Origin of the sequence: Flavobacterium sp., assembly GCF_043779715.1 — a bacterium.
Classification (GTDB): Bacteria; Bacteroidota; Bacteroidia; order Flavobacteriales; family Flavobacteriaceae; genus Flavobacterium.
In genome coordinates this window covers 12,578-38,157 of sequence record NZ_JAYWDT010000045.1, presented here as the reverse complement: position 1 = coordinate 38,157, position 25,580 = coordinate 12,578, and the positions used below count along the sequence as shown (strand labels likewise).

General features: G+C 32.6%; 29 protein-coding genes. 17 read left to right on the top strand and 12 right to left on the bottom strand.

Annotated elements, in window-relative coordinates; translation table 11 throughout:
• Positions 1–136: 136 nt before the first annotated feature.
• Positions 137–1,378, top strand: coding sequence for an ABC transporter permease (locus tag ACH2BG_RS02200; RefSeq protein WP_395046096.1), 1,242 nt, complete (start codon positions 137–139; stop codon positions 1,376–1,378).
• Positions 1,379–1,512: 134 nt separating this feature from the next.
• Here ACH2BG_RS02200 and prmC read toward each other — a convergent pair whose 3' ends face one another.
• A complete protein-coding gene (gene prmC / locus ACH2BG_RS02195; protein ID WP_395046095.1) occupies positions 1,513–2,370 on the bottom strand; it encodes a peptide chain release factor N(5)-glutamine methyltransferase in 858 nt (285 codons plus the stop codon).
• A 14-nt stretch (positions 2,371–2,384) separates the two neighbouring features.
• Positions 2,385–2,885, bottom strand: coding sequence for a GNAT family N-acetyltransferase (locus ACH2BG_RS02190; protein WP_395046094.1), 501 nt, complete (start codon positions 2,883–2,885; stop codon positions 2,385–2,387).
• A 28-nt stretch (positions 2,886–2,913) separates the two neighbouring features.
• Here ACH2BG_RS02190 and ribD point away from each other — a divergent pair, with 28 nt between their 5' ends.
• From ribD to ACH2BG_RS02175, 3 genes are read left to right on the top strand one after another with little or no spacing between them, the layout of a single operon-like run.
• Complete coding sequence (ribD, locus tag ACH2BG_RS02185) at positions 2,914–3,921, top strand: bifunctional diaminohydroxyphosphoribosylaminopyrimidine deaminase/5-amino-6-(5-phosphoribosylamino)uracil reductase RibD (protein ID WP_395046093.1); 1,008 nt, start codon at positions 2,914–2,916, stop codon at positions 3,919–3,921.
• Positions 3,914–4,525: an HAD family hydrolase gene (locus tag ACH2BG_RS02180; protein WP_395046092.1), complete on the top strand. Its 612-nt coding sequence runs from the start codon at positions 3,914–3,916 to the stop codon at positions 4,523–4,525. The genes ribD and ACH2BG_RS02180 overlap by 8 nt, the downstream gene beginning before the upstream one ends.
• A 6-nt stretch (positions 4,526–4,531) precedes the next feature.
• Positions 4,532–5,143: an IMPACT family protein gene (locus ACH2BG_RS02175; protein WP_395046091.1), complete on the top strand. Its 612-nt coding sequence runs from the start codon at positions 4,532–4,534 to the stop codon at positions 5,141–5,143.
• Here the strand turns inward: ACH2BG_RS02175 and ACH2BG_RS02170 are convergent.
• Positions 5,136–5,537, bottom strand: coding sequence for an acyl-CoA thioesterase (locus ACH2BG_RS02170; RefSeq protein ID WP_395046090.1), 402 nt, complete (start codon positions 5,535–5,537; stop codon positions 5,136–5,138). The two genes, ACH2BG_RS02175 and ACH2BG_RS02170, sit on opposite strands and share 8 nt — an antisense overlap.
• A 200-nt stretch (positions 5,538–5,737) precedes the next feature.
• Here ACH2BG_RS02170 and dnaA point away from each other — a divergent pair, with 200 nt between their 5' ends.
• Genes dnaA through ACH2BG_RS02155 form a run of 3 tightly spaced genes read left to right on the top strand, consistent with a single transcriptional unit; the run spans position 5,738 to position 8,350 of the window.
• Complete coding sequence (dnaA, locus tag ACH2BG_RS02165) at positions 5,738–7,165, top strand: chromosomal replication initiator protein DnaA (protein ID WP_395046089.1); 1,428 nt, start codon at positions 5,738–5,740, stop codon at positions 7,163–7,165.
• Positions 7,166–7,168: 3 nt separating this feature from the next.
• Complete coding sequence (locus ACH2BG_RS02160) at positions 7,169–7,627, top strand: low molecular weight protein-tyrosine-phosphatase (protein WP_395046088.1); 459 nt, start codon at positions 7,169–7,171, stop codon at positions 7,625–7,627.
• A 6-nt stretch (positions 7,628–7,633) separates the two neighbouring features.
• Positions 7,634–8,350, top strand: a complete 717-nt coding sequence (locus ACH2BG_RS02155; protein ID WP_395046087.1) for an SAM-dependent methyltransferase — start codon at positions 7,634–7,636, stop codon at positions 8,348–8,350.
• On the opposite strand, the gene ACH2BG_RS02150 is transcribed toward ACH2BG_RS02155, so the two are convergent.
• The 5 genes from ACH2BG_RS02150 to dapF all read right to left on the bottom strand — a co-directional run bounded on the left by ACH2BG_RS02150 (position 8,347) and on the right by dapF (position 12,378).
• A complete protein-coding gene (locus ACH2BG_RS02150; protein ID WP_395046086.1) occupies positions 8,347–8,988 on the bottom strand; it encodes a peptidoglycan-binding protein LysM in 642 nt (213 codons plus the stop codon). The two genes, ACH2BG_RS02155 and ACH2BG_RS02150, sit on opposite strands and share 4 nt — an antisense overlap.
• A gap of 108 nt (positions 8,989–9,096) precedes the next feature.
• Positions 9,097–10,011: a DUF2279 domain-containing protein gene (locus ACH2BG_RS02145; RefSeq protein WP_395046085.1), complete on the bottom strand. Its 915-nt coding sequence runs from the start codon at positions 10,009–10,011 to the stop codon at positions 9,097–9,099.
• Between the two features lie 2 nt (positions 10,012–10,013).
• A complete protein-coding gene (gene mltG / locus ACH2BG_RS02140; RefSeq protein WP_395046084.1) occupies positions 10,014–11,045 on the bottom strand; it encodes an endolytic transglycosylase MltG in 1,032 nt (343 codons plus the stop codon).
• Positions 11,046–11,056: 11 nt separating this feature from the next.
• Positions 11,057–11,590, bottom strand: coding sequence for a GNAT family N-acetyltransferase (locus ACH2BG_RS02135; protein ID WP_395046083.1), 534 nt, complete (start codon positions 11,588–11,590; stop codon positions 11,057–11,059).
• Between the two features lie 11 nt (positions 11,591–11,601).
• Positions 11,602–12,378, bottom strand: coding sequence for a diaminopimelate epimerase (gene dapF / locus ACH2BG_RS02130; protein WP_395046082.1), 777 nt, complete (start codon positions 12,376–12,378; stop codon positions 11,602–11,604).
• Between the two features lie 309 nt (positions 12,379–12,687).
• Here dapF and ACH2BG_RS02125 point away from each other — a divergent pair, with 309 nt between their 5' ends.
• From ACH2BG_RS02125 to ACH2BG_RS02115, 3 genes are all read left to right on the top strand, one after another.
• Positions 12,688–14,076 carry a S1C family serine protease gene (locus ACH2BG_RS02125; RefSeq protein WP_395046081.1) on the top strand — a complete coding sequence of 463 codons (1,389 nt, stop codon included), beginning with the start codon at positions 12,688–12,690 and terminating at the stop codon, positions 14,074–14,076.
• Between the two features lie 141 nt (positions 14,077–14,217).
• Entirely contained in the window at positions 14,218–15,666 is a 1,449-nt protein-coding gene (locus tag ACH2BG_RS02120; RefSeq protein WP_395046080.1) for a glyceraldehyde-3-phosphate dehydrogenase, read from the top strand.
• A gap of 87 nt (positions 15,667–15,753) precedes the next feature.
• Entirely contained in the window at positions 15,754–16,107 is a 354-nt protein-coding gene (locus ACH2BG_RS02115) for an iron chaperone (RefSeq protein ID WP_395046079.1), read from the top strand.
• A 7-nt stretch (positions 16,108–16,114) separates the two neighbouring features.
• Here the strand turns inward: ACH2BG_RS02115 and ACH2BG_RS02110 are convergent, their stop codons facing one another.
• A complete protein-coding gene (locus tag ACH2BG_RS02110) occupies positions 16,115–17,326 on the bottom strand; it encodes an NlpC/P60 family protein (protein WP_395046078.1) in 1,212 nt (403 codons plus the stop codon).
• Positions 17,327–17,467: 141 nt separating this feature from the next.
• Between ACH2BG_RS02110 and ACH2BG_RS02105 the strand changes: the two genes are divergently transcribed.
• The 5 genes from ACH2BG_RS02105 to ACH2BG_RS02085 all read left to right on the top strand — a co-directional run bounded on the left by ACH2BG_RS02105 (position 17,468) and on the right by ACH2BG_RS02085 (position 22,074).
• Positions 17,468–18,583: a Nif3-like dinuclear metal center hexameric protein gene (locus tag ACH2BG_RS02105; RefSeq protein WP_395046077.1), complete on the top strand. Its 1,116-nt coding sequence runs from the start codon at positions 17,468–17,470 to the stop codon at positions 18,581–18,583.
• Positions 18,584–18,585: 2 nt separating this feature from the next.
• The gene (locus ACH2BG_RS02100; protein WP_395046076.1) at positions 18,586–19,365 is read left to right on the top strand and encodes a zinc ribbon domain-containing protein; all 780 of its coding nucleotides are present in this window, start codon (positions 18,586–18,588) and stop codon (positions 19,363–19,365) included.
• A 32-nt stretch (positions 19,366–19,397) separates the two neighbouring features.
• Positions 19,398–20,243 carry an alpha/beta hydrolase gene (locus ACH2BG_RS02095; protein WP_395046075.1) on the top strand — a complete coding sequence of 282 codons (846 nt, stop codon included), beginning with the start codon at positions 19,398–19,400 and terminating at the stop codon, positions 20,241–20,243.
• Positions 20,244–20,475: 232 nt separating this feature from the next.
• Positions 20,476–21,276 carry a 23S rRNA pseudouridine(2604) synthase RluF gene (gene rluF, locus ACH2BG_RS02090; RefSeq protein WP_395046074.1) on the top strand — a complete coding sequence of 267 codons (801 nt, stop codon included), beginning with the start codon at positions 20,476–20,478 and terminating at the stop codon, positions 21,274–21,276.
• Between the two features lie 66 nt (positions 21,277–21,342).
• The gene (locus ACH2BG_RS02085) at positions 21,343–22,074 is read left to right on the top strand and encodes a hypothetical protein (RefSeq protein WP_395046073.1); all 732 of its coding nucleotides are present in this window, start codon (positions 21,343–21,345) and stop codon (positions 22,072–22,074) included.
• Positions 22,075–22,211: 137 nt separating this feature from the next.
• On the opposite strand, the gene ACH2BG_RS02080 is transcribed toward ACH2BG_RS02085, so the two are convergent.
• A complete protein-coding gene (locus tag ACH2BG_RS02080) occupies positions 22,212–22,385 on the bottom strand; it encodes a hypothetical protein (protein WP_395046072.1) in 174 nt (57 codons plus the stop codon).
• Between the two features lie 74 nt (positions 22,386–22,459).
• On the opposite strand from ACH2BG_RS02080, the gene ACH2BG_RS02075 reads away from it, so the two are divergent.
• Together ACH2BG_RS02075 and ACH2BG_RS02070 are read left to right on the top strand one after the other, a co-directional pair.
• Entirely contained in the window at positions 22,460–22,753 is a 294-nt protein-coding gene (locus ACH2BG_RS02075) for a type II toxin-antitoxin system HigB family toxin (RefSeq protein ID WP_395046071.1), read from the top strand.
• Between the two features lie 5 nt (positions 22,754–22,758).
• Entirely contained in the window at positions 22,759–23,118 is a 360-nt protein-coding gene (locus ACH2BG_RS02070) for a type II toxin-antitoxin system HigA family antitoxin (protein WP_395046070.1), read from the top strand.
• A 22-nt stretch (positions 23,119–23,140) separates the two neighbouring features.
• On the opposite strand, the gene ACH2BG_RS02065 is transcribed toward ACH2BG_RS02070, so the two are convergent.
• Both ACH2BG_RS02065 and ACH2BG_RS02060 read right to left on the bottom strand, forming a co-directional pair.
• A complete protein-coding gene (locus ACH2BG_RS02065; protein ID WP_395046069.1) occupies positions 23,141–23,941 on the bottom strand; it encodes a mechanosensitive ion channel family protein in 801 nt (266 codons plus the stop codon).
• 57 nt (positions 23,942–23,998) lie between these two features.
• A complete protein-coding gene (locus tag ACH2BG_RS02060) occupies positions 23,999–25,561 on the bottom strand; it encodes an NAD(P)/FAD-dependent oxidoreductase (RefSeq protein WP_395046068.1) in 1,563 nt (520 codons plus the stop codon).
• Positions 25,562–25,580 lie beyond the last annotated feature (19 nt).

Here is a 25,580-nt window from a genome sequence, read left to right as displayed (position 1 = left end):
GCAGGAAAATGGATTACAAAAAATCCCAAGCTATTCGCTCCTAAAACTTTTGCAAATATCTTGTTTTTTAGGCTATTTATAAAATTTTAGATAGAAACTTGTAACAAAATCTGTAATTTCGTGTCAAATAGGTATTATGCTAGGATTATTTAAAGAAAATGTAAAAATTGCGCTGGGTTCTATAAGAACGCAATTGCTTCGTACCATCTTGACAGTGCTTATTATTGCTATTGGAATTACGGCTTTGGTAGGAATTCTGACCGTGGTTTCGGCTCTAGAAAACACTTTGTCTAAAGATTTTGCTTCGATGGGTTCTAATACTTTTTCGATAAATCAGTATGAAAATTCGACCCGAAGTAATGGCAGCGGCGAAAGAGAAAAAATAAATCCTACCATTACTTATGCTGAAGCCAAAGCATTTAAAGAAATTTTTAAATATCCGTTTACCAATACTTCTATTTCGTTTACAGCAACATCGACAGCCGAAGTGAAATTTGAAACTAAAAAAACTGATCCCGAAGCATCTGTTCTTGGTGTCGATGAATATTTTATGCCAAATTCCGGACTTAAAGTTGTAAAAGGTCGAAATTTTACAGGCTTTGACATCGAAAGCAATAACTATGTCTGCGTTTTAGGTTCTGATTTTGAAAAAAAATTATTGAAAGATATTAATCCAATTGATAAAACGATTTCTATTCGTGGCGCAAAATTTAAAGTCATTGGCGTTTTAGAAGAAAAAGGATCAACTTTTGGGAATAGTCAAGATTTACGTGTTATGATTCCTATACAAGTGGCGCGAACTTTATTTACCATGCCCAATATAAATTATACGACTAGCGTGATGATTGATAAAAAGGAATTGCTAAGTAATGCAGTAGATAACGCTACTATCGCTATGCGAAAAGTAAGAAAATTAAGTCCTATTGAAGATGCTAATTTTTCGGTTTCTAGAAGTGATGATTTGATAAATAAAATACTTGGGATTACGCAATATTTAAGCTTGTCGGCATGGTTTATTGGAATTATTACAATTTTCGGTTCTTCGATCGCATTAATGAATATCATGTTGGTTTCGGTAACCGAAAGAACTCGAGAAATTGGCGTTAGAAAAGCATTGGGTGCTAAAAAAAGTACGATTGCGATTCAGTTTTTTATGGAAACTTTAGTAATTGGTCAATTGGGCGGATTATTGGGGATCATTTTAGGGATTCTGATAGGTTATACCATTGCAGTTTTGATTGAGTTTGAGTTTGTAATTCCCTGGCTTGCTATCATATCTGCATTTGTTGTGAGCTTTATTGTGGCTGTGGTTTCGGGTTCTTACCCTGCTATAAAAGCCGCAAAACTAGATCCTATTGAAGCTTTGCGTTACGAATAAAAAGTCTAAGGTCATAAAGACACAGTTTTTGTCATTCTGAGGAACGAAGAATCCCACAGAATGAGTTAATGAGATTCTTCCTTCGTCAGAATGACAATTGTACTTATAATTTATTATAGATTTTGCTTTAGACTTTATGACTTTAAAACACATCGAATCATTCGGTCATTTCCGTAAACATCTTTTTTAAGTTCAATGTTTTTAAAATTATTTTTCTCTAACAAATCGACCATTTCTTTACCTAAATATTGATTGATTTCAAAATACAATCCTCCTCTTTCGGAGAGATTTTTTACAGCCAATTCAGTTATTTTTCGATAAAAAAGTAACGCATCATTATCTTCGACAAAAAGTGCCAAATGCGGTTCGTATTCTAACACATTTTTATGAATTTCCTGTTTTTCTAAATTTCGAACATACGGCGGATTAGAAACTATAATATCAAATTGTTGATTTAAATCTTCGGTTTCTAGAATATTTTGCTCAATAAAAGTGACTTTTACATCGTTCAGTTCTACATTTTTTTTGGCTGTTGCCAGAGCTTTTTCCGAAACATCAATCGCAAAAACTGAGGCATTTGGAAGATTTTTTGCTAACGAAATCGCAATGCAACCAGACCCCGTGCCTATATCGAGAATCTTTAAATCTTTAAATTTTTTAATTTTTAAATCTTTAATAATCCAATCGACCAATTCTTCTGTTTCCGGACGAGGAATAAGGGTGTTTTCATTGACATAAAAAGGCAAACCAAAAAACTCGGTTTCACCTAATATGTATTGAATAGGTTTTTGTTCTTTAAGTTGCCACAAAACTGTTTCCCATCTCGATAGTTGAATTGTATCTAATTCTAAATCTGGATTCAAGACCAAATCGACACGTTTTAGATTATGAAAAGCTTCTAAAATGATATAAAAAAAACTTTCAATTTCTTTTTCATCAAAAATTGAAGTTAGCTCTTGTGTGAATTGTGTTCTATAGTTTTTTATTAGCATTTTTGGCTTCTCAATTATTCATTAGCATTTGTCAACTGTTTTATCATCCAAACAGGACAAGAAGTGTGGCCAGTATTTCCCATAGGTTCGCAAAGATACTCAAAACCAACTTTTTTGTATAATTTCTGGGCGGCTTCCATATATGGCATGGTTTCTAAGTAACATTTTTCATAGCCGAAATCTTTAGCAATATCAAGACATTTTTCCATTAATTGAGAACCTATTCCTAATCCTCGAGCTTCTGGCAAAAAATACATTTTTTGTAGTTCACAAATTGTTTCTGCCTCGTTTTCTAATGGAGCAATTCCGGCTCCACCAATTACAATTTCGTTATTTTCGACTATAAAATATTTTGTTTTTGGATTTCGATACGTTTCAAACATAAAATCTAATTGCTGATCAGCATAAGCCGTTCCTACTTTTGGCGCACCCAATTCCATTAAAACATCACGAACAATTTTTGCAATTGCCTGATTGTCTTTTTGTTGAATTTCTCTAATTATAATATTGTTCATTCTAAAAGTAAAATCTTATTTTTGTGATGTGAAGATACATGAAAAATATATAAAACGTTGCATCGAATTAGCCAAAAACGGTTTGCCATTGGCAATGCCAAATCCTTCGGTTGGTGCTGTAATTGTTTTTGAAAATAAAATTATTGGCGAAGGTTATACTTCTGCTTATGGCGGAAATCATGCCGAAGTAAATGCTATTTCATCTGTAAAAAACAAAAAATTATTAGCAAAATCAACAATTTATGTCAGTTTAGAGCCTTGTAGCCATTTTGGGAAAACTCCGCCTTGCTGTGATTTGATTATCAAATATAAAATTCCAAATGTAGTTATTGGCACAGTCGATTCTAATAGTAAAGTGTCGGGACAGGGAATAAAAAGGTTAATAGAAGCTGGAGCCAATGTAACCGTAGGAATTCTTGAAGTAGAATGTCGAGAATCTAACAAACGATTTTTTGCTTTTCATGAAAAAAAACGACCTTATATTATATTAAAATGGGCAGAAACTGAAGATGGATTTATTGCACCGTCTTTAAAAAATGAACAAAAACCAGTTTGGATTACCAATATTTATTCCAGACAATTAGTACACAAATGGCGAAGCGAAGAACAAGCAATACTTGTGGGAACGCAAACAGTTATTGATGATAATCCAAAATTAGATGTTCGGGATTGGACAGGAGAAAATCCGACAAGAATTGTTTTAGATAAAAATAATAGAATTCCAAAAGAAAGTCATATATTTGATATTCGTCAAAAAACGGTTGTAATTTCTGACAAGACAATTAATTATTCTGAAAATGTAGCTTTGCAAATTGCAACGTTTTTATTTGATAATAATTTGCAGTCCGTAATTATAGAAGGTGGAAGACAAACTTTGCAAACTTTTATAGACGCAAATTTGTGGGACGAAGCAAGAATTTTTAGAGGAAAAGAGATGTTTTCTAGTGGTACAAAAGCCCCCGTAATTACTGGAAAAATAGTGGCGAAAAGCAAAATAGACAATGACGAACTATTAATCTATTTAAACTATGATTAACACTATTATTTTCGATTTTGGCGACGTATTTATCAATCTTGATAGAGAAGCATCGCTTACAGCATTAAAAAAATTAGGATTACATTCTTGGAATGATGAACTCGAAAATTTAAACCAAGAGTTCGAACGGGGAAAACTAACTGAAGTTCAGTTTATTATTGGACTTAAAAAATTAATCCCAAATGCTTCCATCGATGACTTAAGAGCTGCTTGGAACTCGGTACTTTTAGATTTTCCATTAAAAAGATTAGAGTTTTTGCAACGATTATCGATGATGAATTACAAATTGTTTTTACTAAGCAATACCGATGAGATTCATATAGCAAAATTCGAGCACATGCTTGGCGCAACGTTTATAAGAGAGTTTTACCAATGTTTCGAAAAAGTATATTTTTCTTTCGAAATTGGCGTACGCAAACCAGATCCAGAGTCTTTCAATTATATTATCAAAAAACATGGTTTGTCAACAAAAAATACTTTATTTATTGATGATAAAAAAGAAAATACAGATATTGCAGAATCTTTAGGCATGCAAATTTGGAATATTATTCCAGGCGAAGAAGATGTTACTCAACTTTTTGACAAAAAATTTATTCTTAAATAATTTTTTTTGGAAATTCAAGACACTTATTTTACTATTGCCGTACCGTCGACTGAAGTTTTATTTAAAGAAAAAAACAGCAAGTTTTTTGGCTACGCATTCCCAATAAGTTCGGAAGAAGAAGTAAAGATTCACATCGAAAATCTTAAAAAACAACATTTTTCAGCCAGACATTGGTGTTATGCTTATCAATTGGGAACAGATAAAATCCAATATCGTGCTAATGATGATGGAGAACCTAATAATAGTGCAGGAATGCCTATTTACGGACAAATTCAATCATTCAATGTTACTAATATCCTAATAGTTATAGTTAGATATTTTGGCGGGGTAAAATTAGGTGTTGGCGGACTCATAACTGCTTACAAAACTGCGGCACAAATGGCACTCGAAGAATCTGAAATTATCGAGAAAACAATTGATGTTCATTTTTTGGTTCAGTTCGATTATAAAAACATGAATAAAGTAATGCGAGTTATCAAAGAAAAAAACATTACAATCGTTTCTCAAATAATGAAAGAAGACTGCCAAATTGAAATTGCAACCCGAAAAAAAAATGCCAAAAGTATTTTTGACATTTTTGAAAATATTTTTGAGGTTGATATAAAAGATTTTACATAAGTTTTAACTTTTCATTTACATAATCTGGAGGCAATGTTGGCCGTCCCGTTTTCATGTCTACAAATACCAATACGGAGTTGCCAGTTGTTAACAACTCATGATTATCATTGTAAATCTCATAATCAAATTCTATCTTGACAGAGCTCTGACTTTTAAAAATTGTTTTTACCGTTAACTCATCATCGTAACGTGCTGGTTTTTTGTAATTCATGGTTAGCGAAACTACAGGAAGCATAATTCCGTTTGCTTCCATCCATTTATAAGAAATCCCTAGATTTCTTAGCCATTCCACGCGTCCCATTTCGAAATATTGAGCATAATTTCCGTGATAAACTACACCCATTTGATCCGTTTCTGCATAACGAACGCGGACACTAAATTGATATTCTTTCATTTACTATTGTATAAAAATTTAATAATTGTTTAACCTCAAAAAAATACTCTTACGACATTTTTTTTATAAAATCAATAGCATAAAAATTTTTTTTTAACGATTTTATGAATCATATTTGCTATCCCAAATGAATCAAAAAAACTACTTGTTTTTTTTTGTAAATATAACCTTAATAATTTTAAAGCGTAAGCATGCACACAATGAATAAAACTGCTGAATCAGTCTGGGACAACTGTCTATCTTTTATAAAAGATAACATTCAGGAGCAAGCCTATAAAACATGGTTTGAACCTATTAAGTCTGTAGAACTAACTGATAACGCATTATATATTCAAGTTCCTAGTAAATTCTTTTACGAATGGCTAGAAGAGCACTACGTAAAATTACTTAAAGTTGCCCTCACTAAAGAACTTGGCAAAAACGCAAAGTTACTTTATAAAATTAAAATGGAAAACACTTATGGTAACAAACTTCCGTTTACGGAACAATTACCAAGTGCACATCGTTCGCCTGTAAGAACCCAAGAAATTGATGTTCCAGTGCAACAAAAAAATCCAGAATTAAGAAATCCTTTTATCATACCAGGAATTCGTAATTTAAAAATCGAATCGCAACTGAATGCAAATTATAGTTTCGATAATTTTTTGGAAGGTGATTCTAATAGATTGGCTCGTTCTGCAGGAATGGCAGTGGCTAATAAACCTGGCGGAACATCATTTAACCCATTACTAATTTTTGGCGGTGTAGGTTTAGGAAAAACGCATCTTGCTCACGCAATAGGTGTTGAGATAAAAGACAAATATCCAGATAAAACAGTTTTATATATTTCTGCTGAAATATTTACACAACAATACATAGACTCTGTTAAGAAAAACACGAGAAACGATTTTATACATTTCTATCAACTAATCGATGTTTTGATTATTGATGATGTTCAATTTCTTTCAGGAAAAACAGGAACACAAGACGTGTTTTTTCACATTTTTAACTATTTGCATCAAAATGGAAAACAAGTAATTCTTACTTCAGATAAAGCTCCTGTTGATATGCAAGATATCGAACAACGTTTGTTGTCTCGTTTCAAATGGGGATTATCTGCCGAATTGCATCAGCCAGATTACGAAACAAGAATTTCTATCTTAAAAAATATTTTGTATCGTGATGGTGTCGAAATTCCTGAAGAAATTATAGAGTATGTAGCACGAAATATAAAAAGTAATGTTCGTGAACTAGAAGGTGCCATAATTTCACTTATTGCACAATCTTCTTTCAACAAAAAAGAAGTAACTTTAGAATTAGCTAAACAAGTAGTCGAAAAATTTGTTAAGAATGTAAAACGTGAAGTATCTATAGATTATATTCAGAAAGTAGTTTCAGATTATTTTCAGTTGGATTTAGAAATTTTGCAATCTAAAACAAGAAAACGTCACGTGGTACAAGCAAGACAGCTGGCTATGTTTTTTGCAAAAAAATACACCAAAGCTTCTTTAGCAAATATTGGCTCTCAAATTGGAGACCGTGATCACGCTACAGTTTTACATGCTTGTAAGACAGTTGACAATTTAGTTTCAACCGACAAACAATTCAAAAAATTTGTTGACGATATCAACAAAAAATTATCGCTTTAAGACATGACTACAAAAGTATTGATGGTTTGTTTGGGAAACATTTGTCGTTCTCCACTTGCCGAAGGTATTTTACGATCTAAACTTTCATCAGATTTTATTATAGATTCTGCTGGAACTGGTCATTGGCATATAGGGAATCCGCCCGATGCAAGGTCTATAAATATTGCCAAGGAAAAAGGAATCGATATTTCAACCTTAAAAGGGCGTCAATTTTCGAAACAAGACTTCTTGGATTTTGACTATATTTATGTGATGGACAATCAAAATTATAAAGATGTAATCGCTCTTGCTTCTCATGAAAATGAAAAAATAAAAGTGCAACTCATTCTTAATGAATTATTTCCTGATGAAAATGTAGATGTTCCAGATCCTTATTACGGTTTACAAGATGGTTTTTCAAGAGTTTATGATATGCTCGATGAAGCTTGTGACGTAATTAAGGAAAGACTTTTAAAAAAATAAACTAAGATGAATATCCTAGGAAAACTATACCTTATTCCAACCACTCTTGGAGAAATGAATGCTGACGATGTTTTACCTCAAACCATCAAAAGAGCCATCGATTTTATAGATTATTATATTGTTGAGAACGAAAAAACTGCAAGAAAATCTATAAAAATAGTTCATACCGAGAAAAAACAATCGGAATTAAAACTTTTTTTATTAAATAAACATACTGACACTAAAGAGCATTTAGGTTTTATAAAACCATTGCTAGAAGGTCATAATGTAGGATTGATGAGCGAAGCTGGTTGCCCTGGAGTTGCAGATCCTGGCGCAGTCATTGTAAAAATTGCTCATGAAAAAGGAATACAAGTTGTTCCATTAGTTGGTCCATCATCTATCCTGTTAGCGCTTATGGCATCTGGAATGAATGGTCAGAGTTTTACTTTTAATGGCTATTTGCCAATCGATAAATCAGAAAAAAAACAAGCAATAAAAAGTTTAGAGAAATTATCTTTCGACAAAAATCAGTCGCAATTGTTTATTGAAACACCTTATAGAAACAACAAATTATTAGAAGACATTTTGCAAACCTTACAACCCAATACACTTTTGTGTGTGGCTTGCGATATTACTTTACCGACAGAATACATCAAAACGATGACAGTAAATTTATGGAAAAAACAAAAGGTCGATTTACACAACCGACCTTGTATTTTTATTATTCATAAAACGTATTAGTAATGCCTAGCTTTGGCTTTTTCGCTTGCTTCTATACAACTGGTGTCGTAGCCCGCAAAATCTTTCATGTATTCTTTAATTGAGGTGCCATAACCATCTTTGCTTTTTCTGCGCCCATTAGTTTTCAAAAACTTTCTTACAGATCCTGCTCCGCCAAGATGCGCTGCAGCTAAAATCCCAGATTCAGTAATTTCAATTCCGCTAATTATTTTTCCAGAATATTTAGTAATTTCTTTACGAAGTTCCCATTTGTTTCTAGATAAATTGGCTAAAAAAGCTTTTTCCTGTAATTTTCGACTTCTCAGGAAAGAAGTTGTATCTCTAATTCCTAAAACTCTTAAAGTTTCTGAACCAAACTGATATTTTCCTAAATATCCCAATGTATTTACTTTATGATACTTTGCTTGCGATTCGCGAACAGCTAAAGATTGCCTAAATCCTATAAAAGTTTTTCCGGTAAATGGGATATTAAAAAAAGTTTGGTTAAGTTCTGTTTCGGTAGGTACGGTATAAAACATTTCTTCTTTTTCAAAAACATGAAACCAAGGAAAAAATTCAGATGAAAATGGTTTAAAACCAGAACTTAAAATTGTAATTGAGGCAAATATTCCTATATAAAATATTTGTTTTTTTGTCATAAATTATTTTTCTTTCTAACTAGGTAAAACCATCAAAATTAGAAAATTTCTACAGGACAAATTTACAACCGAAAGCTAAAGTGTTGAAATATAATATGTTAAATTTTGTTAAAAATATAAACAATGAAAGTTAACAACTCCGTTAGATGCTAATTCGACACTTGGTGCGGGAATTTTTATAGTATTTAAAATCGAGAAAAGAGTCTTCAAAAAATGTGCTTTTGTGTTAATTTTTGTTAAATCTACATCCAAACTAAGGTAAAATTGTCGGTATCTTTTGTCTTCAGAACCACTATTTACATCAGAAACATCTTTATTTCCAGAAATCATTCCTTCAGCTCCATAACCAACAGCTACATTTATCCATTTTGGTATTTTAGATGTCGGAAAAAACGAATGCATATTTGCAGATAACCAATACGTTTGCCCGTTATAATCTTTTAGTATCTGTTCGTTTAGTGATTTTCCCAACGCATCTGGTCGCATAGAAGCATAAGATGTTGTGTGAAAAGAAAATTTAGGTACAATTCGCTGCTCTTTCCATAGTAGTTCTTGCGAAACATACAAAGTTGCACCTGTAGCATTTGCAATAATATCTCCAGAAGATGCTCCCCATTTCTGAGAATATCCGTCAAGAACTTCAACAGCAGTTAGAAATACAAAACCCAATGTTGACCCATAAAGCAACTGTTGTTTTTTTGTAGCACCGCTCCATTGTAACAAATTTGCACCAGCATTTCCTATATGATAGGCAGAATAGATATGTCCTAACTTATCCATTTGAAGCCATTCGTTATTGTCATTTATAAAATGAAATTTAGATTTCGGATAATCTTTATACCATAATTCGTTCAAGCCAATTAAAGCACCTGAAATTGCTACAGCTTCGGCAATTACAACTGTATTTCTTCTTTCAACAATTAAAGAATCGGCAGGTTTAAAAAAATCACCAATGCTATTTTGGGCAAAAATTGGAATAGAAAGAAAGAATAAACTTAAATGTATGTAATAATATAATTTCAAAATTATTTTTCGATACCTAATTTAGTAACCCATTCTGCATATTTTTTTGCATAAACTTGATGTTCTTCATAAGTTTTTGCAAAATCATGATAACCAAAACGTTCTACACTTGCACAGAAGAATATATAATCATGTTTTTCGGCATTTAACACCGCATCGATAGCTGAAATGTCAGGCATGGCGATTGGTCCAGGTGGCAATCCGGCATGAACATAAGTATTATAAGGAGATGAAGAGTGTAACATTTCGCCACGGACTCTTTTTATTACTTGGTCGAAATCGCCAGACTCTTTTTTGACTGCAAAAATTACCGTTGGATCAGCTTGTAATGGTATTTCGAGTTTCAATCGATTTAGGTAAACTCCAGCAACACGAGGGCGCTCGTCAATTTTTACGGTTTCTTTATGTACGATTGATGCTAATGTGATAACTTCTTGCGAATTCATTCCTAGTGCTTTGGCTTTGGCTAATCTGTCATTATTCCAAAAAACAGTGTACTCTTTTGCCATTTTTTCACGAAATTTTTCTGCCGAAATATTCCATTTTACTTCATATGTATTTGGAATAAACATGCCTAGAATTGTTTCGTTATTGAATCCGTTTTTTTTCATAAAGATAGTGTCACGCAAAATATTTATAAGCGTTGTGCTATCTACTTCCATTTGAGAGGAAAGACGAGAAACTAATTTTTCTAAACTTTCTTGGTTGTTGAAAGCTAAATTTAATGGTTCGTTGTGACGAAGTGCAGTAATCATCTGAAAACTACTCATTCCTTTTTTGAACAAGAATCTTCCTGGGAAAACATTGTCATTATAAGAACGTTTTTCAGCAACAAATTTGAATTTATTAATATTTTTTACATTCGGCTCGACAATTTTAAGGACATCTTCGTAGGTTGATCCAGTTGGTATATACACATACAATTCATTTTTGTCAAACTTTGTATTGTTTGAAAATATATTGATATAACCATAAATAGCTATTGAGGCTACTAAGATTAATGAAACTATAATGGCGATTTTCTTTTTGTTCAAAACTAAAAAATTTAAAAATTTGTATTTATTAATTGAAATAATTCTTCATCAAAGTATTTTCCTTCGTGAAAAGTCCAATCTTTTTTGGTTCCAATTTTTTGAAAACCAAAAGTAGTAAAAAGCTTTAAACTAACTTCATTATTGCTACCAATATTTGCATATAATTGATGCAAATTTAACTTCATAAATGCATAATTTACTAAAAGCGATAATGCTTCTTTTCCTATTCCTTGGTTTCTATTTTCTGTATTTTCGATAACGATTCCTATTCCTGCTCGCTTATTTTTGGGATCAAAATCGAATAAATCTATTAATCCTAAAGGTTTCGAATCGCTATTTTTGCAAATAGCCAATCGCAATTGCTTGGCTTCATATATATCTTGATGGGCATTTTCAAGATATTGCTTGATTAAAAACCTAGAATATGGCGTTTGCGTATTGCTAACTTCCCAAACGGTTTCATTGTTTTCTAAACCAAAAACGAAGTTTAAATCTTCTGGTTCTAGTGCGCGTAAATAAATGTTATTCCCTTTTAGTGTAATCAAAATAGATTAATTTAGATTGTTAATTCTGTAATGAAAACAAATTCTGCCGGTCCTGTTAGAAAAACATTTGTGAAAATACCGTTCTTCTCTACGAATGAAACTACAAGTTTTCCACCTTGTACGTTTATAGTAATATTGTTACTACCTGTTTTCCCTGTCGCTTTCATAGCAATAGCAACTGCTGTTGCGCCTGTTCCACAAGATAATGTTTCGTCTTCTACACCACGCTCGTAGGTTCTTATTGAAAATTCGTTGTCGGAAATTTGATGTACAAAATTGACGTTACTTCCTGTTTTTCCGTACAAATCGCTATAACGAATTTTTGCTCCTTCCCTTTTGACATCAAAATTAGGCAAATCATCTACAAACTGAACATGATGTGGTGAACCCGTGTTTAAGAAAATATAATTATCATGAAGATTTACTTCATCTACATTTTTCATTTCTAACGAAACAATCTCATTTTCATTTATTGTGGCATGATGTAATCCGTCGACAGCAATAAATATTGATTTATCGTTTATTATATTTAGTTTTTTTGCGAAAGCGACCAAACAACGCCCACCATTTCCACACATAGAGCTTTGGTTTCCGTCGGAATTGTAATAAACCATTTTGAAATCAGTCGATTCGTCATTTTCTAACAAAATAAGACCGTCGGCTCCAATACCAAATCTTCTATCACAAAGTTTTTCGATGAGTGCTGTATTTTCTTTTGGGAATGTTTGCAAACGGTTGTCTATCATGACAAAATCGTTTCCTGTTCCTTGGTATTTGTAGAGTTTCATTTGGTTAATCGTTAATTAGTTTATTTAATTAATCGGTTGTTAGAACGACTAATTTTAATTTTAGCTCTGATGTCCCGATAGCTATCGGGAGTAAAAATCCTTGTCTCGTTTTTTTTAACGAGGCAAGATTGCAACGTACAGCAGGAATGATGTTGGTTAGAAACTATAATGTTGTGCTTCTAATAACTATTACAAAAGTACAAATATTAATGTTAAGTTAAAAGTTGTTAAACGAGCGTTAAACTGTTTTTCTGAGGGCAACAAATTTCTAAATTTACGTTAGAAATTAAAATCTAAAAATATATAACTATGAAAAAATTTGCGAGTTTATTTTTTGTGTCTTTGTTAAGCGGAGCTACAACGCTGGGTGCTTACAAATTATTTATGGAAGAAGGAAATTCCTCTAAATTATCGATTGCGAGCAATAATTATGCTAAAAACGTAGGCTTTTCTGCCGAAAATATAGACTTTACGACAGCTGCAGAAAATACAATTCATACAGTGGTTCACGTAAAAAACATGACTGTTTATAATGTTCCGAGTAACCCTATGATGGAATATTTTTATGGCACTCGTGGTGGCGGAGGTCAGCAAACACAAGTAGGAACTGGTTCGGGCGTGATTATTAGTGCCGATGGTTATATCGTAACAAACAATCATGTGGTAAAAGATGCTACAGAACTCGAAATTACGTTAAATAATAACAAAACATACAAAGCAAAACTGGTAGGAACTGATAGCAAAATGGATATTGCCTTGCTAAAAATAGATGCCAACGAAAAGTTACCTTATGCCACTTTTGGTGATTCAGACAATATAAAAGTTGGCGAATGGGTTCTAGCGGTTGGAAATCCTTATAATTTGACATCGACGGTTACCGCAGGAATTGTTTCGGCAAAAGCGAGAGATTTATCTAACAACGGAATCCAATCATTTATACAAACCGATGCAGCCGTAAACCCAGGAAACAGTGGTGGCGCATTAGTAAATACGCGTGGTGAATTAATAGGAATAAATACTATGATTTCTTCTCAAACGGGTTCTTATGTTGGTTATTCGTTTGCGGTTCCATCTAATTTAACTCGTAAAATTGTTGAAGATTTAATGGAATACGGAAACGTACAACGTGGTATTTTAGGTATTGAAGCAGGAGAACTAAATAGTGCAACTTCGAAAGAATTAGGAATAAAACAAAGTACGGGTGTTTTAATTAATAAGGTTTCTAAAAATTCTGGTGCCGAAAAAGCTGGTTTGAAAAAAGGAGATATTATTCAGAAATTAGATGAAAAAAGCATCATGTCATTTTCCGATTTAACTTCTTACATTAATACAAAACGTCCAAATGACGAAATTAAAGTAGGAATTGTTCGTGATGAAAAAAGCATAACAATTCCTGTAAAATTGACTAAAAAAGAACTCATTAATTACGATTTGAAAGGTTTAGAATTAGCGGATATTGATAATGTTGATATGAAGAAATTCAATATCAAAAATGGCGTTAAAATTGAAAACATTACCAATGAAGAGCTTGCCGGTTATGCAGAACAACTAAAAGGCGGCGTGATTTTAAGTATCGATAACGTAAGAGCTACCGATATTGAAACGATAACTAAAGTTTTATCTAAAAAATCAGAGAACCAGCGTTCACAAATAGAATTAATTACGGCAAATGGTCAGATATTGAGGTTTTTATTGTAAAATAATTTAAAGTTTTTAATCAACCAGTCTTTTTAGACTGGTTTTTTTTGATACTAAAAAAACTATAAAAATCCTTTACCAAAACGTTTGAAATTGATACTTTTGCATCACAAAAAATAATAATCCTTTTTTACTTAAACAATGAGCAACACAACGGTTTACGAAAAAGAAATCGCTTTTCAAGCAGACAGAAGAAGAGCTGGAGTCGAATTAATAAAAATAATTAGCGATTTGTGGTACGACAAATCTATCGAAATGGTTCTTTTTAGAAACCAATTAATCGACAGAAATGTAAGTGACATAATAAACCTACATGAATATGCTGGGGAATTTGTTGGAAAACCAATCTCAGTATTTGATTCGGTAGAAATTGCTAGAGCAATATTGTCGTTAGATTTACCGCCATCTAAATTAGACATTGGTAAATTAACTTACGAATTTCACTTAGAAAGTAATAGTCATAACGATGCCAAATCATTTGTTATAGACAAACTGAAAAATGCTAGAAATACAGAAGACATTCATCCAAAAGATGTAGTTTTATATGGTTTCGGACGTATTGGTCGTTTGTTAGCTAGAGAATTAATGTCTAAAATGGGTAAAGGAAATCAATTGCGTTTGCGTGCGATTGTTACGCGTGACAAAAATGATGCAAGTACTTTAGAAAAAAGAGCTTCATTGTTACGTTACGATTCTATTCACGGAGATTTCCAAGGATCTGTTGTGGCTGATGTTGAAAATAATGCTTTAATCATTAACGGGACAACAGTTCATATAATTACAGCCAATCAGCCAGAAGATATCGATTATACGGCATACGAAATAAACGACGCTTTAGTGATTGACAATACTGGTGCATTTACTACGCAAGAAGCTTTGGCAAGACATTTAACTTCAAAAGGAGTTGATAAAGTATTATTGACAGCGCCAGGAAAAGGAGTTCCAAACATCGTACATGGTGTAAACCAAAACGAATACAATCCAGACGAAGTAAACATTTTTTCGGCAGCTTCTTGTACAACCAATGCAATTACTCCAATTTTGAAAGCGGTAGAAGATACTTTAGGCGTAGTAAAAGGACATTTAGAAACGATTCACGCTTATACAAATGATCAGAATTTAGTCGATAATATGCACAAAAAATACCGTCGTGGTCGTGCAGCAGCATTAAATATGGTAATTACCGAAACTGGTGCTGGAAGTGCAGTAGCAAAAGCATTACCAAGTTTGGCTGGAAAGCTTACTTCTAATGCGATTCGTGTTCCTGTTCCTAATGGTTCATTGGTAGTTTTAAATCTTGAAGTAGAAAAAACAACTTCGATTGAAGATGTTAACAATATCATGAAAAAATACGCTTTAGAAGGGGAACTTGTTGAGCAAATTAAATATTCATTAAACAACGAATTAGTGTCATCTGATATCGTAGGAACATCAGCTCCTGCTATTTTCGATAGTAATGCAACGATTGTTTCTGCCGATGGTAAAAATATTGTATTATACGTTTGGTATGATAACGAATATGGTTACAGCCACCAAGTTATTCGTTTAGCAAAATATATTGCTAAAGTAAGAAGATATACTTATTACTAGTAACGAGGTCAGAATTTATAAAAATAGAGAATCCGCTTTGAGAAATCGAAGCGGATTCTCTATTTTTATAGAAATGTTTTTTTAATTATGGAAACTAAAAAATATACTTCAATCGATGAATACATTGCCGATTTCCCTGAAAACGTAGCAATTCTTTTGAACAAAATTCGAAATTGTATACAACAATCGGCTCCAAACGCTGAAGAAACCATAAGTTACAATATGCCTGCTTTTAAACAAAAAAAGGTATTGGTTTATTTTGCAGCATTCAAAAATCATATAGGATTTTATGCTTTACCATCAGGAAACAAAGCTTTTCAAGAAGAAATATTTAAATATAAAACTGGAAAAGGTTCTATTCAATTTCCATTGAATGAAGAAATTCCTTATGAGTTAATTAAAAAAATAGTTGCATTTAGAGTTATCGAAATTAATAGCTAAAATTTAATTACTCCAAAACCCGATTTATTTTCACAAATCTTTTGGCATAATACGCTTCTTTATTTGACGAAATAATCACGCCAGCATGAACCGATGAATGGATGAATTTTATTTCGTCATCAATAACTTCGGTTATCATTCCTACATGATTTACAGTTCCTCTTCCGTTTGTACTAAAGAAAATTAAATCTCCTTTTTGCGCCTCAGAAGTATTCACATTATTACCAAATCTAGACATTTCGTTCGAACTTCTTGGCAATTTTATATCGTAAGTGCTAAAAGCATTTATCATTAATCCTGAACAATCGAAACCATCTTTACTGGTTCCACCGCTTCTGTATCTAACACCAATATTCTCCGAAGCTTTTGCTATCAACAACTCTGCTTTGGTCATGTTTTCTGCCGATAATGGCTTCGCAACAACTTCTTCATCGTCTTTATGAGGAATAATTTCCAATATTCTTATTTGGGGAGTTACAGCAACTTCTTCTTCGTTTTCTTCCTCAATTTGAGGTTTTATGTCTTTTTGTTTATTAATTTCTACCTTACTTTTTGTTTCCTTAATTACAGGAACTTCAGCAATAACGGTTTCTTTTTTTGCCCCTTTTTTTATTAAAAGGTGAAAACCAACAGGCAATTCTCTAACAATTTCTGGATTCAATTTTTCTAATTCTGAGATAGAAACACCATATTTTTTCGAAATTCCGTATTTCGTTTCTTTTGCCAAGACAAGATGACTGATTTCTTCTTCGTCAGAAATTATTGTTTGTTTTTCTGGTTCAACATTTTTTAATGGTTTCGATGGTTCAGAAACAATAACTTTCTCTGGTTTATAATTTTTATCGACAGGAATAATTAGTTTCAGCCCAATTTCTAAACCTTCTTTTTCGATAGTTGGATTGGCTTTTTTAATCTCATCAATAGAAACTTTATACTGTTTCGAAATTCCATATAAAGTTTGTTTGGGCAACACTTCGTGTGTTATTGTTGTCATTTTTTTATCTAAAATAACTTCCACTTTTGGTATTAATAAAACCGAATTCAATTTTAATTTGCTTTTAGATTCAGGATTTAACCTAAAAATATCGTCTTGTTTTACGTTATATTTTTTAGCAATTTGGTAAACGCTTTCGCCTTTTGCAACAATATGTTTGAGATTATTTTCTTGCGAAAAAACATGTGTAGTAATAAAAAAGAGTAATAATGTAATATGTTTCATAATGATATGCTTTTTTCTTCCGAAAATGGAAAACGCTAAAATAACCTTTAAAAGTCAATAGATAAAAAGAATAAAGATTTTTTTAACTAAATAAAATAATGAAATTGTAAATTTACGATCTCAAACAATCGAAAAAGTACAATGAAAATAAAAGAAATTCTTTCCTTTCTTGAAGAAATGGCACCATTCGCCTATGCAGAAGATTTTGACAATGTGGGTTTACTCGTTGGCGATTCGAACAACAATGCAACGGGCGTTTTAGTTTGCCATGACGCACTAGAAAATGTAATTGATGAAGCTATTGCTAAAAAATGTAATCTTGTAGTTTGCTTCCACCCTATTTTATTTTCAGGTTTAAAAAAGATTACGGGCAAGAATTATGTAGAACGAGCTGTTATAAAAGCGATAAAAAATGATATTGCTATTTATGCTGTTCACACCGCTTTAGACAACCACCAGCAAGGCGTAAACAAGATTTTTTGTGATGCATTAGCGTTAAAAAACACGAAGGTTTTAATACCAAAACAGAATTTCATTCAAAAATTAATCACTTATACCATTCCCGAAAATGCTGATGCAATTCGTACCGCAATGTTGCAATCTGGAGCAGGAACAATCGGTAATTATGACCATTGCAGTTTCAATTCCGAAGGTTTCAGTACTTATCAAGGAAACGAAAATAGTAATCCATCCGTAGGAAATAAAGGAGAATTCACAAAAACCAACGAAATAAAAATCGAAGTGGTTTTCGAAAAACATTTGCAAAGCAAAATCCTAAAAGCATTATTTGCTACACATATATATGAAGAAGTGGCTTACGAAATTTACGATTTACAAAATTCGCATCAAAATATAGGATTGGGAATGGTTGGCGAACTGGAAGTTGAAATGAATGAAAAAGATTTTCTAGAGTTGGTAAAAACCAAAATGCAATGCGGAGGCATTCGCCACAGTCAGTTTTTAAATAAAAAAATAAAAAAAGTTGCTGTTCTTGGTGGAGCAGGAAGTTTTGCTATTAGAAATGCTATTTCGGCTGGAGCAGATGCTTTTTTGACCGCCGATTTAAAATACCATCAGTTTTATGAAGCTGAAAATCAGTTACTTTTAGCAGATATTGGTCATTTTGAAAGCGAACGATACACAAAAAACTATATATTTGATTATCTTACGAAAAAAATCATTAATTTTGCACCCGATTCGGCTTTTAGTGGAATCGTTTTATCAGAAGAAAATACAAATCCAGTTAAGTACTTATAAATATGGCAGCTACAAAAGAATTGAACGTTGAAGAGAAGTTAAGAGCGTTATACGATTTACAGTTAATCGACACTCGTATTGACGAAATTAGAAATGTAAGAGGCGAATTACCACTAGAAGTGGAAGATTTAGAAGATGAAGTAGCAGGATTAAGCACTCGTTTAGAAAAACTAAAAGTTGATTTAGAGTCTATCGACGAAAAAATCAAGGAAAAGAAAAATGCTATTGATGAACACAAAGAATCAATAAAAAAATACACAAAACAACAAGATAGTGTTCGTAACAACAGAGAATTTAACTCTTTAACAAAAGAAGTTGAATACCAAGAATTAGAAATTCAATTATCTGAGAAGCACATTAAAGAAATGAAAGCTTCTATCGAGCACAAGAAAGAAGTTTACAATCAATCGAAAGAAAGATTAGAAGCAAAATCTAATCACTTGAAGCATAAAAAATCAGAATTAGAGGCAATTATGTCTGAAACTGAGAAAGAAGAAACATTCTTATCTGAAAAATCATCAGAATACGAAGCAAAAATCGAAGAACGTTTGCTAATCGCTTACAAAAGAATTCGTTCTAGCGTAAGAAACGGATTGGCAGTAGTTTCTATCGAAAGAGGCGCTTCAGCAGGATCGTTCTTTACAATTCCACCACAAATTCAAATGGAAATTGCTTCTCGCAAGAAAGTAATTACCGATGAGCACAGTGGTCGTATTTTAGTAGACAGCTCACTAGCTGAAGAAGAAAAAGAAAAAATGGAGAAATTATTCGCCAAAATGTAGTATATTAAGCCTTCTAAATGAAGGCTTTTTTTATGCAAAAAATTTACATATTAATACTCACAAAAACCATTGGGTTTTATATTAACTTACTAAGTTATATAATGCCAGACAAGGCATTGGTTATGGCTTACGGCTATTTTAGTGAGCCTAGAAATGGTAGATTATTACCTGACAACCTTCCCGAAATTTTGCAAGAAGCCACAAAAGAAACCATTAGTCACGACCAGCATTATTTTCAAACTTACACCTGGCAAGGTAATGAAAATAAAATCTTACTAGTTCACGGTTGGGAAAGCAATGCCGCACGTTGGGAAAAACTAATTCGGTTGTTAATAAAGTCCGGAAGTACCATTATTGCTATCGATGCACCAGCACACGGTTTGAGTAGTGGCAAAGAATTTAACATTCCTGTTTATGCCGAATTTATCAATGTCTTTTCTAAAATTTACCAACCAAAATTCATCATCGGACACTCGATGGGCGGTGTAGCTTGTGCCTATTATCAGCACAATTACCAACAAAATCATCTCGAAAAAATGATATTATTGGGTTCTCCGTCAGATTTTAATGTTTTAATGCAAAATTATATTAATCTGTTGGGACTAAATTCTAAAGTCTGTCAACTCATCAAAACCTACATCAAACAACGATTTAATGTAAATACCGACGAATTTACAAGTCAAAATTTTCTAAAAAACAGTACAATTTCAGGCATTGTTGCACATGACATTCATGATGATGTCATTGATTTTTCGGAAGCAAAAAAAATTGCCTCAGCTTGGAAAAATGCACAATTTATAGAAACTCAAAACCTTGGTCACAGCATGCACGACGATAAATTAAACCAAACCATTTATCAGTTTTTATTTGAAGCGTAATCTTTCGGGCATTTTCAGGAATCTAGTTTCCTGCTGTCGTTTCAATCTTTTTTTCGTGTTCTCGATACTCCTCGCTAAAAAAGCGAGGAACTCGAACTGACGAAAAAAAGGATTGTCATCCCGATAGCTATCGGGACATCAGGGCTAAAAGCAAAATTCAGAAATACTTGCAGACTTTATGACTTTATAACTTTATGACTTGTGACAATCCAGAAATCCTTATCTTTGCAAAATGGAAGAAAACTTAACCCGTATTAATAAATTTCTATCAGAAACAGGCTATTGCTCGCGTCGTGAAGCAGACAAATTACTCGACGAAGGTCGCATTACGATAAATGGCGTCGTTCCAGAAATGGGAACCAAAGTTTCGCATCGCGACGAAGTACGTGTCGACGGGAAATTAGTTCGAGAAAAAACTGAAAAACCAGTTTATCTCGCTTTCAACAAACCTGTAGGAATTGAATGTACCACAAACTTAGATGTACGTTATAATATTGTCGATTTTATTAATTATCCGAAACGAATTTTCCCAATTGGACGATTAGACAAAGCCAGCGAAGGTCTTATTTTTATGACTAACGATGGTGATATTGTAAACAAAATCCTGCGCGCAAGAAACAACCACGAAAAAGAATATACCGTAACAGTAAACAAACTAATTACCGACAGATTCATTCAAAAAATGAGTAACGGAATCCCAATTTTGGACACCGTAACTAAGAAATGTAAGGTTGAGCAAATAAGCAAAACCACTTTCAAAATTGTATTAACACAAGGTTTAAACCGACAGATTCGTAGAATGTGCGAATATTTGGGTTACGAAGTTACTTCGCTAAAAAGAATTCGAATCATAAATATTTCGTTAGATGTTCCTGTTGGTCGTTACCGAGATTTGACTGATGCTGAAATCGAAGAATTAAACAACCTCATCGAACCATCTAGCAAAACTGAGGAAGCGAGTTTTCCTAAAGTAGAAGCACCAAAAAGAAGAATCGAATTTATAAAACGTGACGATTCTAGGTTTAAAAAATAAGAATAATTATCAGTCAAATTTGTAAGTTAGCTGTAATTATTGAAAAACCTGAAGAAAATTAATAACATGAAGAAAAATAAACGAAAGTCAATAACTCTGATTGACAAACTAATGTCTGTGAGAAACGAGATTAAATTTGCATTTTTAATTTCGTTTTCTTCTATTTTTTTGATTGAACTTGTTCTCAAAGAATATCAATCTCCTAATTATACCATTTATACCATTGGTGAGATGTATTTAAAAATCTGCTATTCGATTGTGGCAACATTTTTTTTCTTTCTAATAAATCAACATTTACCTAAAGAAAATCGCAATGTAAAGTCAAATAGTTATATTCGAAATAAGTTGGTTTCAGCTTCAAATGAGTTAACTTGGTTATGTGAAACATTAAATATAAAAGAGAAATTACCAGAAATTACAAAAGATATTGTGCAAGCAGCTTGTGAAAAAATCAATCCAGTTTTACCTGTTACAGAAATCAAAATAAATCAATTCAATAATTGGCGTGAATACTTAAAATATAAAACTGACAAAGTTAAAGCTTTACTTAATGAAGTTTTAATTCTAAATTCTAATATTGAAACAGATTTATTAGAACAAGTTCTTAATATGCTTGATGCTTTAGATAGGTTTTATTTTCTAGACAACAAACTAGTGTCATATGGAGAAAACTTGACATTTTATTCTTATGAAATAGCTTATTTAATTAAAGAAAATAATAAGACTCTTCTTTTATTAAATAAAAAAAAATATAAAGTTTATCTAAATACTAATATGAACGATTACAAGAAGGCATAATACAACTACAACTAACAGCATTTTAGCAAGATTTGGGTTTTAGGCTTAATTTAAAATTTGTTTTATCCTTTTGATTTTCAGTGCTTAATCGAAAGTTTCAGGCTTACAAATCCCCAACTTCTTAAAGCCACAAAACGTTACTGATTTTTTAAAACAATTCCCGCAAGATGCAATTCGGTTTTGCAACTTTCTAAAGTTTCTGAGCAAACTGACGAAAAATTTTCATTAGCTGTCCAAGGACGAATTGCTAGTTTTACCGAAACATCAGTAAGCGCAATCACATCGATTGATGGTTTTGAGTATTTTATCATTCGTATCCATAATACTTTAAAAATAGTTTCCCGTTTTGGGAACTTTTTATTATCTTTGTCTAAAATTAAAACACTTGAGAGTAATTGCAAAAAAAATATTGAGAGATTTTTGGGAATCCCATGCCGATTGTGAACAACAATTAAAGGCTTGGTTTCAAGAGGCAAATAAAGCGGAATGGAAAAATCCAAATGAGATAAAGCAAGAATATCCAAGTGCAAGTATTTTGAACGATAATCGAGTTGTTTTCAATATAAAAGGTAACAATTATAGATTGATAGTCAAAATAAATTATGATTATCAAATGATTTGGATTCGATTCATTGGAACGCATTCAGAATATGACAAAATTAACGCAAACGAAATCTAACAGCTATGGAAATTAAACCTATAAAAACAGAAAAAGATTACAATCAAGCACTTGAAAGACTTGATATGATTTTTGACTCAAAAAATGGTACGCCAGAAGGAGATGAACTTGAAGTACTTGGGATTTTGATAGACCAATACGAAAACGAACACTTCCCTATTGGTTTACCAGATCCAATAGAAGCAATAAAATTCAGAATGGAACAAATGGGCTATAATCAAAATGATTTGGCAAATATTGTAGGTCTAAAAAGCCGTGCAAGCGAAATTCTAAATCGCAAAAGGAAATTATCTCTTGAAATGATTAGAAAGTTACACGAATTCTTAAATATTCCAACTGATGTTCTAATTCAAACTTATAAATAATCACGACTGAATTACTAAACGTTTATTGATTTTTTAAAACAACACCTGCAAGATGCAATTCGGTTTTACAGCTTTCTAGAGTTTCCGAGCAAACTGATGAAAAATTTTCATTAGTTGTCCAAGGACGAATTGCTAATTTTACCGAAATATCAGTAAGGGCAATCACATCAATTGATGGTTTTGGGTCTTTTAGTATTTTATCATTGGCATCTAAAATACGTTGAATTATTTCTTTTGTCTTTTTCAAATCGGCATCATACGACACTGAAACCGACAAATCCGCACGACGAGTTCCTTCCAACGAATGATTGATAATATTTCCGTTAGACAAACTTCCATTGGGCACAAATATCGTTTGGTTATTTCCCGTAATTAATTTGGTCACAAATATTTGAATTTCGACTACAGTTCCAGAAATACCTTGCGCTTCGATTGAGTCGCCAACTTCAAATGGTTTGAAAAGTATAATAAGAATTCCTCCAGCAAAATTAGATAATGATCCTTGTAAAGAAAGACCTATTGCCAAACCTGCAGCACCAATAATTGCTACAAAAGAAGCAGTTTCTATTCCTAATTTAGATATAAAAGTTACAAAAAGCAAAACACGCAATACCCAAATAAGAATATCGATAAGAAATTTAGAAAGTGTGGGCTCGAATTCTCTTTTTCGTACTTTTCTGCTAATTAATCTTTTAAAAATTTTAATAGCATAATGGCCTACAAAAAGAATAAAAAAAGCAGTAATTAGTTTAGGCGAATAGTCAATTAGTGTATTCGCGTTTATTTCTAAATAACCTATAACATCATTTATTGCAATTGCCATTTGTTGTTTTTAAAATTTATCAAATCTACAAAATAATTAAATTTCTATTTCAGAAATTTATTGCAACAAACGCTCCCCAATTTTCAAGGCACATTTCTCACCATCGATAGCTGCCGAAATAATTCCACCAGCATATCCCGCTCCTTCTCCGCAAGGATACAATCCTTTTATTTGCAAGTGTTCTAACGTGATTTCATCTCTTGGAATTCGAACTGGCGATGATGTTCTAGATTCTGGTGCATGTAAAATGGCTTCATTAGTCAAATAACCTTTCATCGATTTTCCGAATTCAGAAAAACCTTCTCGCAATATTTGTGATAAAAAATCAGGAAAAACTTGACCCATTTCTACCGAAGTCGTTCCGGGAACATAAGATGTTTTTGGGATATTTGATGAAACTTTATTTTGGGTAAAATCGATCATTCGTTGTGCTGGAACTTTTTGAGTTTCTCCAGCCAAATGCCATGCTTTTTGCTCGATACTTTTTTGAAATTCCATTCCAGCCAAAGCACCAAATTTTTCAAATGGCTTGAAATCTTCTAGTTTTAATTCGATTACAATTCCAGAATTCGCAGTGGCTTGATCTCGTTTAGATGGCGACCAACCATTGGTTACAACCTCGCCAGGACTCGTCGCACAAGGCGCAATTACACCGCCGGGGCACATACAAAACGAATACATTCCGCGACCATTTACTTGTTTCACAATAGAATATGGTGCTGGCGGCAAATGTTCGCCACGATAATCGCAGGAATATTGAATCTGGTCTATCAAACTTTGTGGATGCTCTGCACGAACGCCCAATGCAAAAGGCTTGGCTTCGATAAAAATCTTTTTTCTGTCTAATAATTCGAAAATATCTCTGGCCGAATGTCCTGTAGCTAATATAATTTTATCGGCAACAATGGTATCTCCATTTTGAGTTACAACACCTTGTACTTCGTTATTTTTGACTAAAATATCCATCACACGAGTTTCGAAAAGGACTTTTCCGCCCATTTCGATGATTTTCTCTCGAATATCCTGAATAATTTGTGGTAATTTATTGGTTCCAATGTGTGGATGTGCTTCTACCAAAATGTCTGGTGTGGCACCAAAAGCGACTAGTAACTTCAGAATTCTATCTATATCGCCACGTTTTTTGGAACGAGTGTAGAGTTTTCCATCAGAATAAGTTCCTGCTCCGCCTTCTCCAAAGCAATAATTAGAATCTTCATTTACAATATGATCAACATTGATGGCTTTTAAATCTCGGCGACGACCACGAACATCTTTTCCACGCTCGATGAGAATTGGTTTTAAACCCAATTCTATCAATTGCAAAGCGGCAAAAAGTCCTGCTGGCCCTGCTCCTATTACAATTACTTCTTGTGAATTTGAAACGTCTTTGTATTCTGGGAGTTGCATTTTTTGTTCTACAAAATTTTCTCCTTGAAGATAAATATTGACTTTTAAATTTATTTTTATGGCTTTCTGACGTGCATCAATAGAACGTTTTAAAATCGAAATATGCTGAATATCTTTAACAGAAACTTTTATTTGTTTCGATAAATATTCTTTTAGCAAATTTTCATTTGCAGCGATTTCGGGAGTAACTTGAAGTAAAAGTTCTTTTGGCATTTTTGTAAAGTCGATTCGG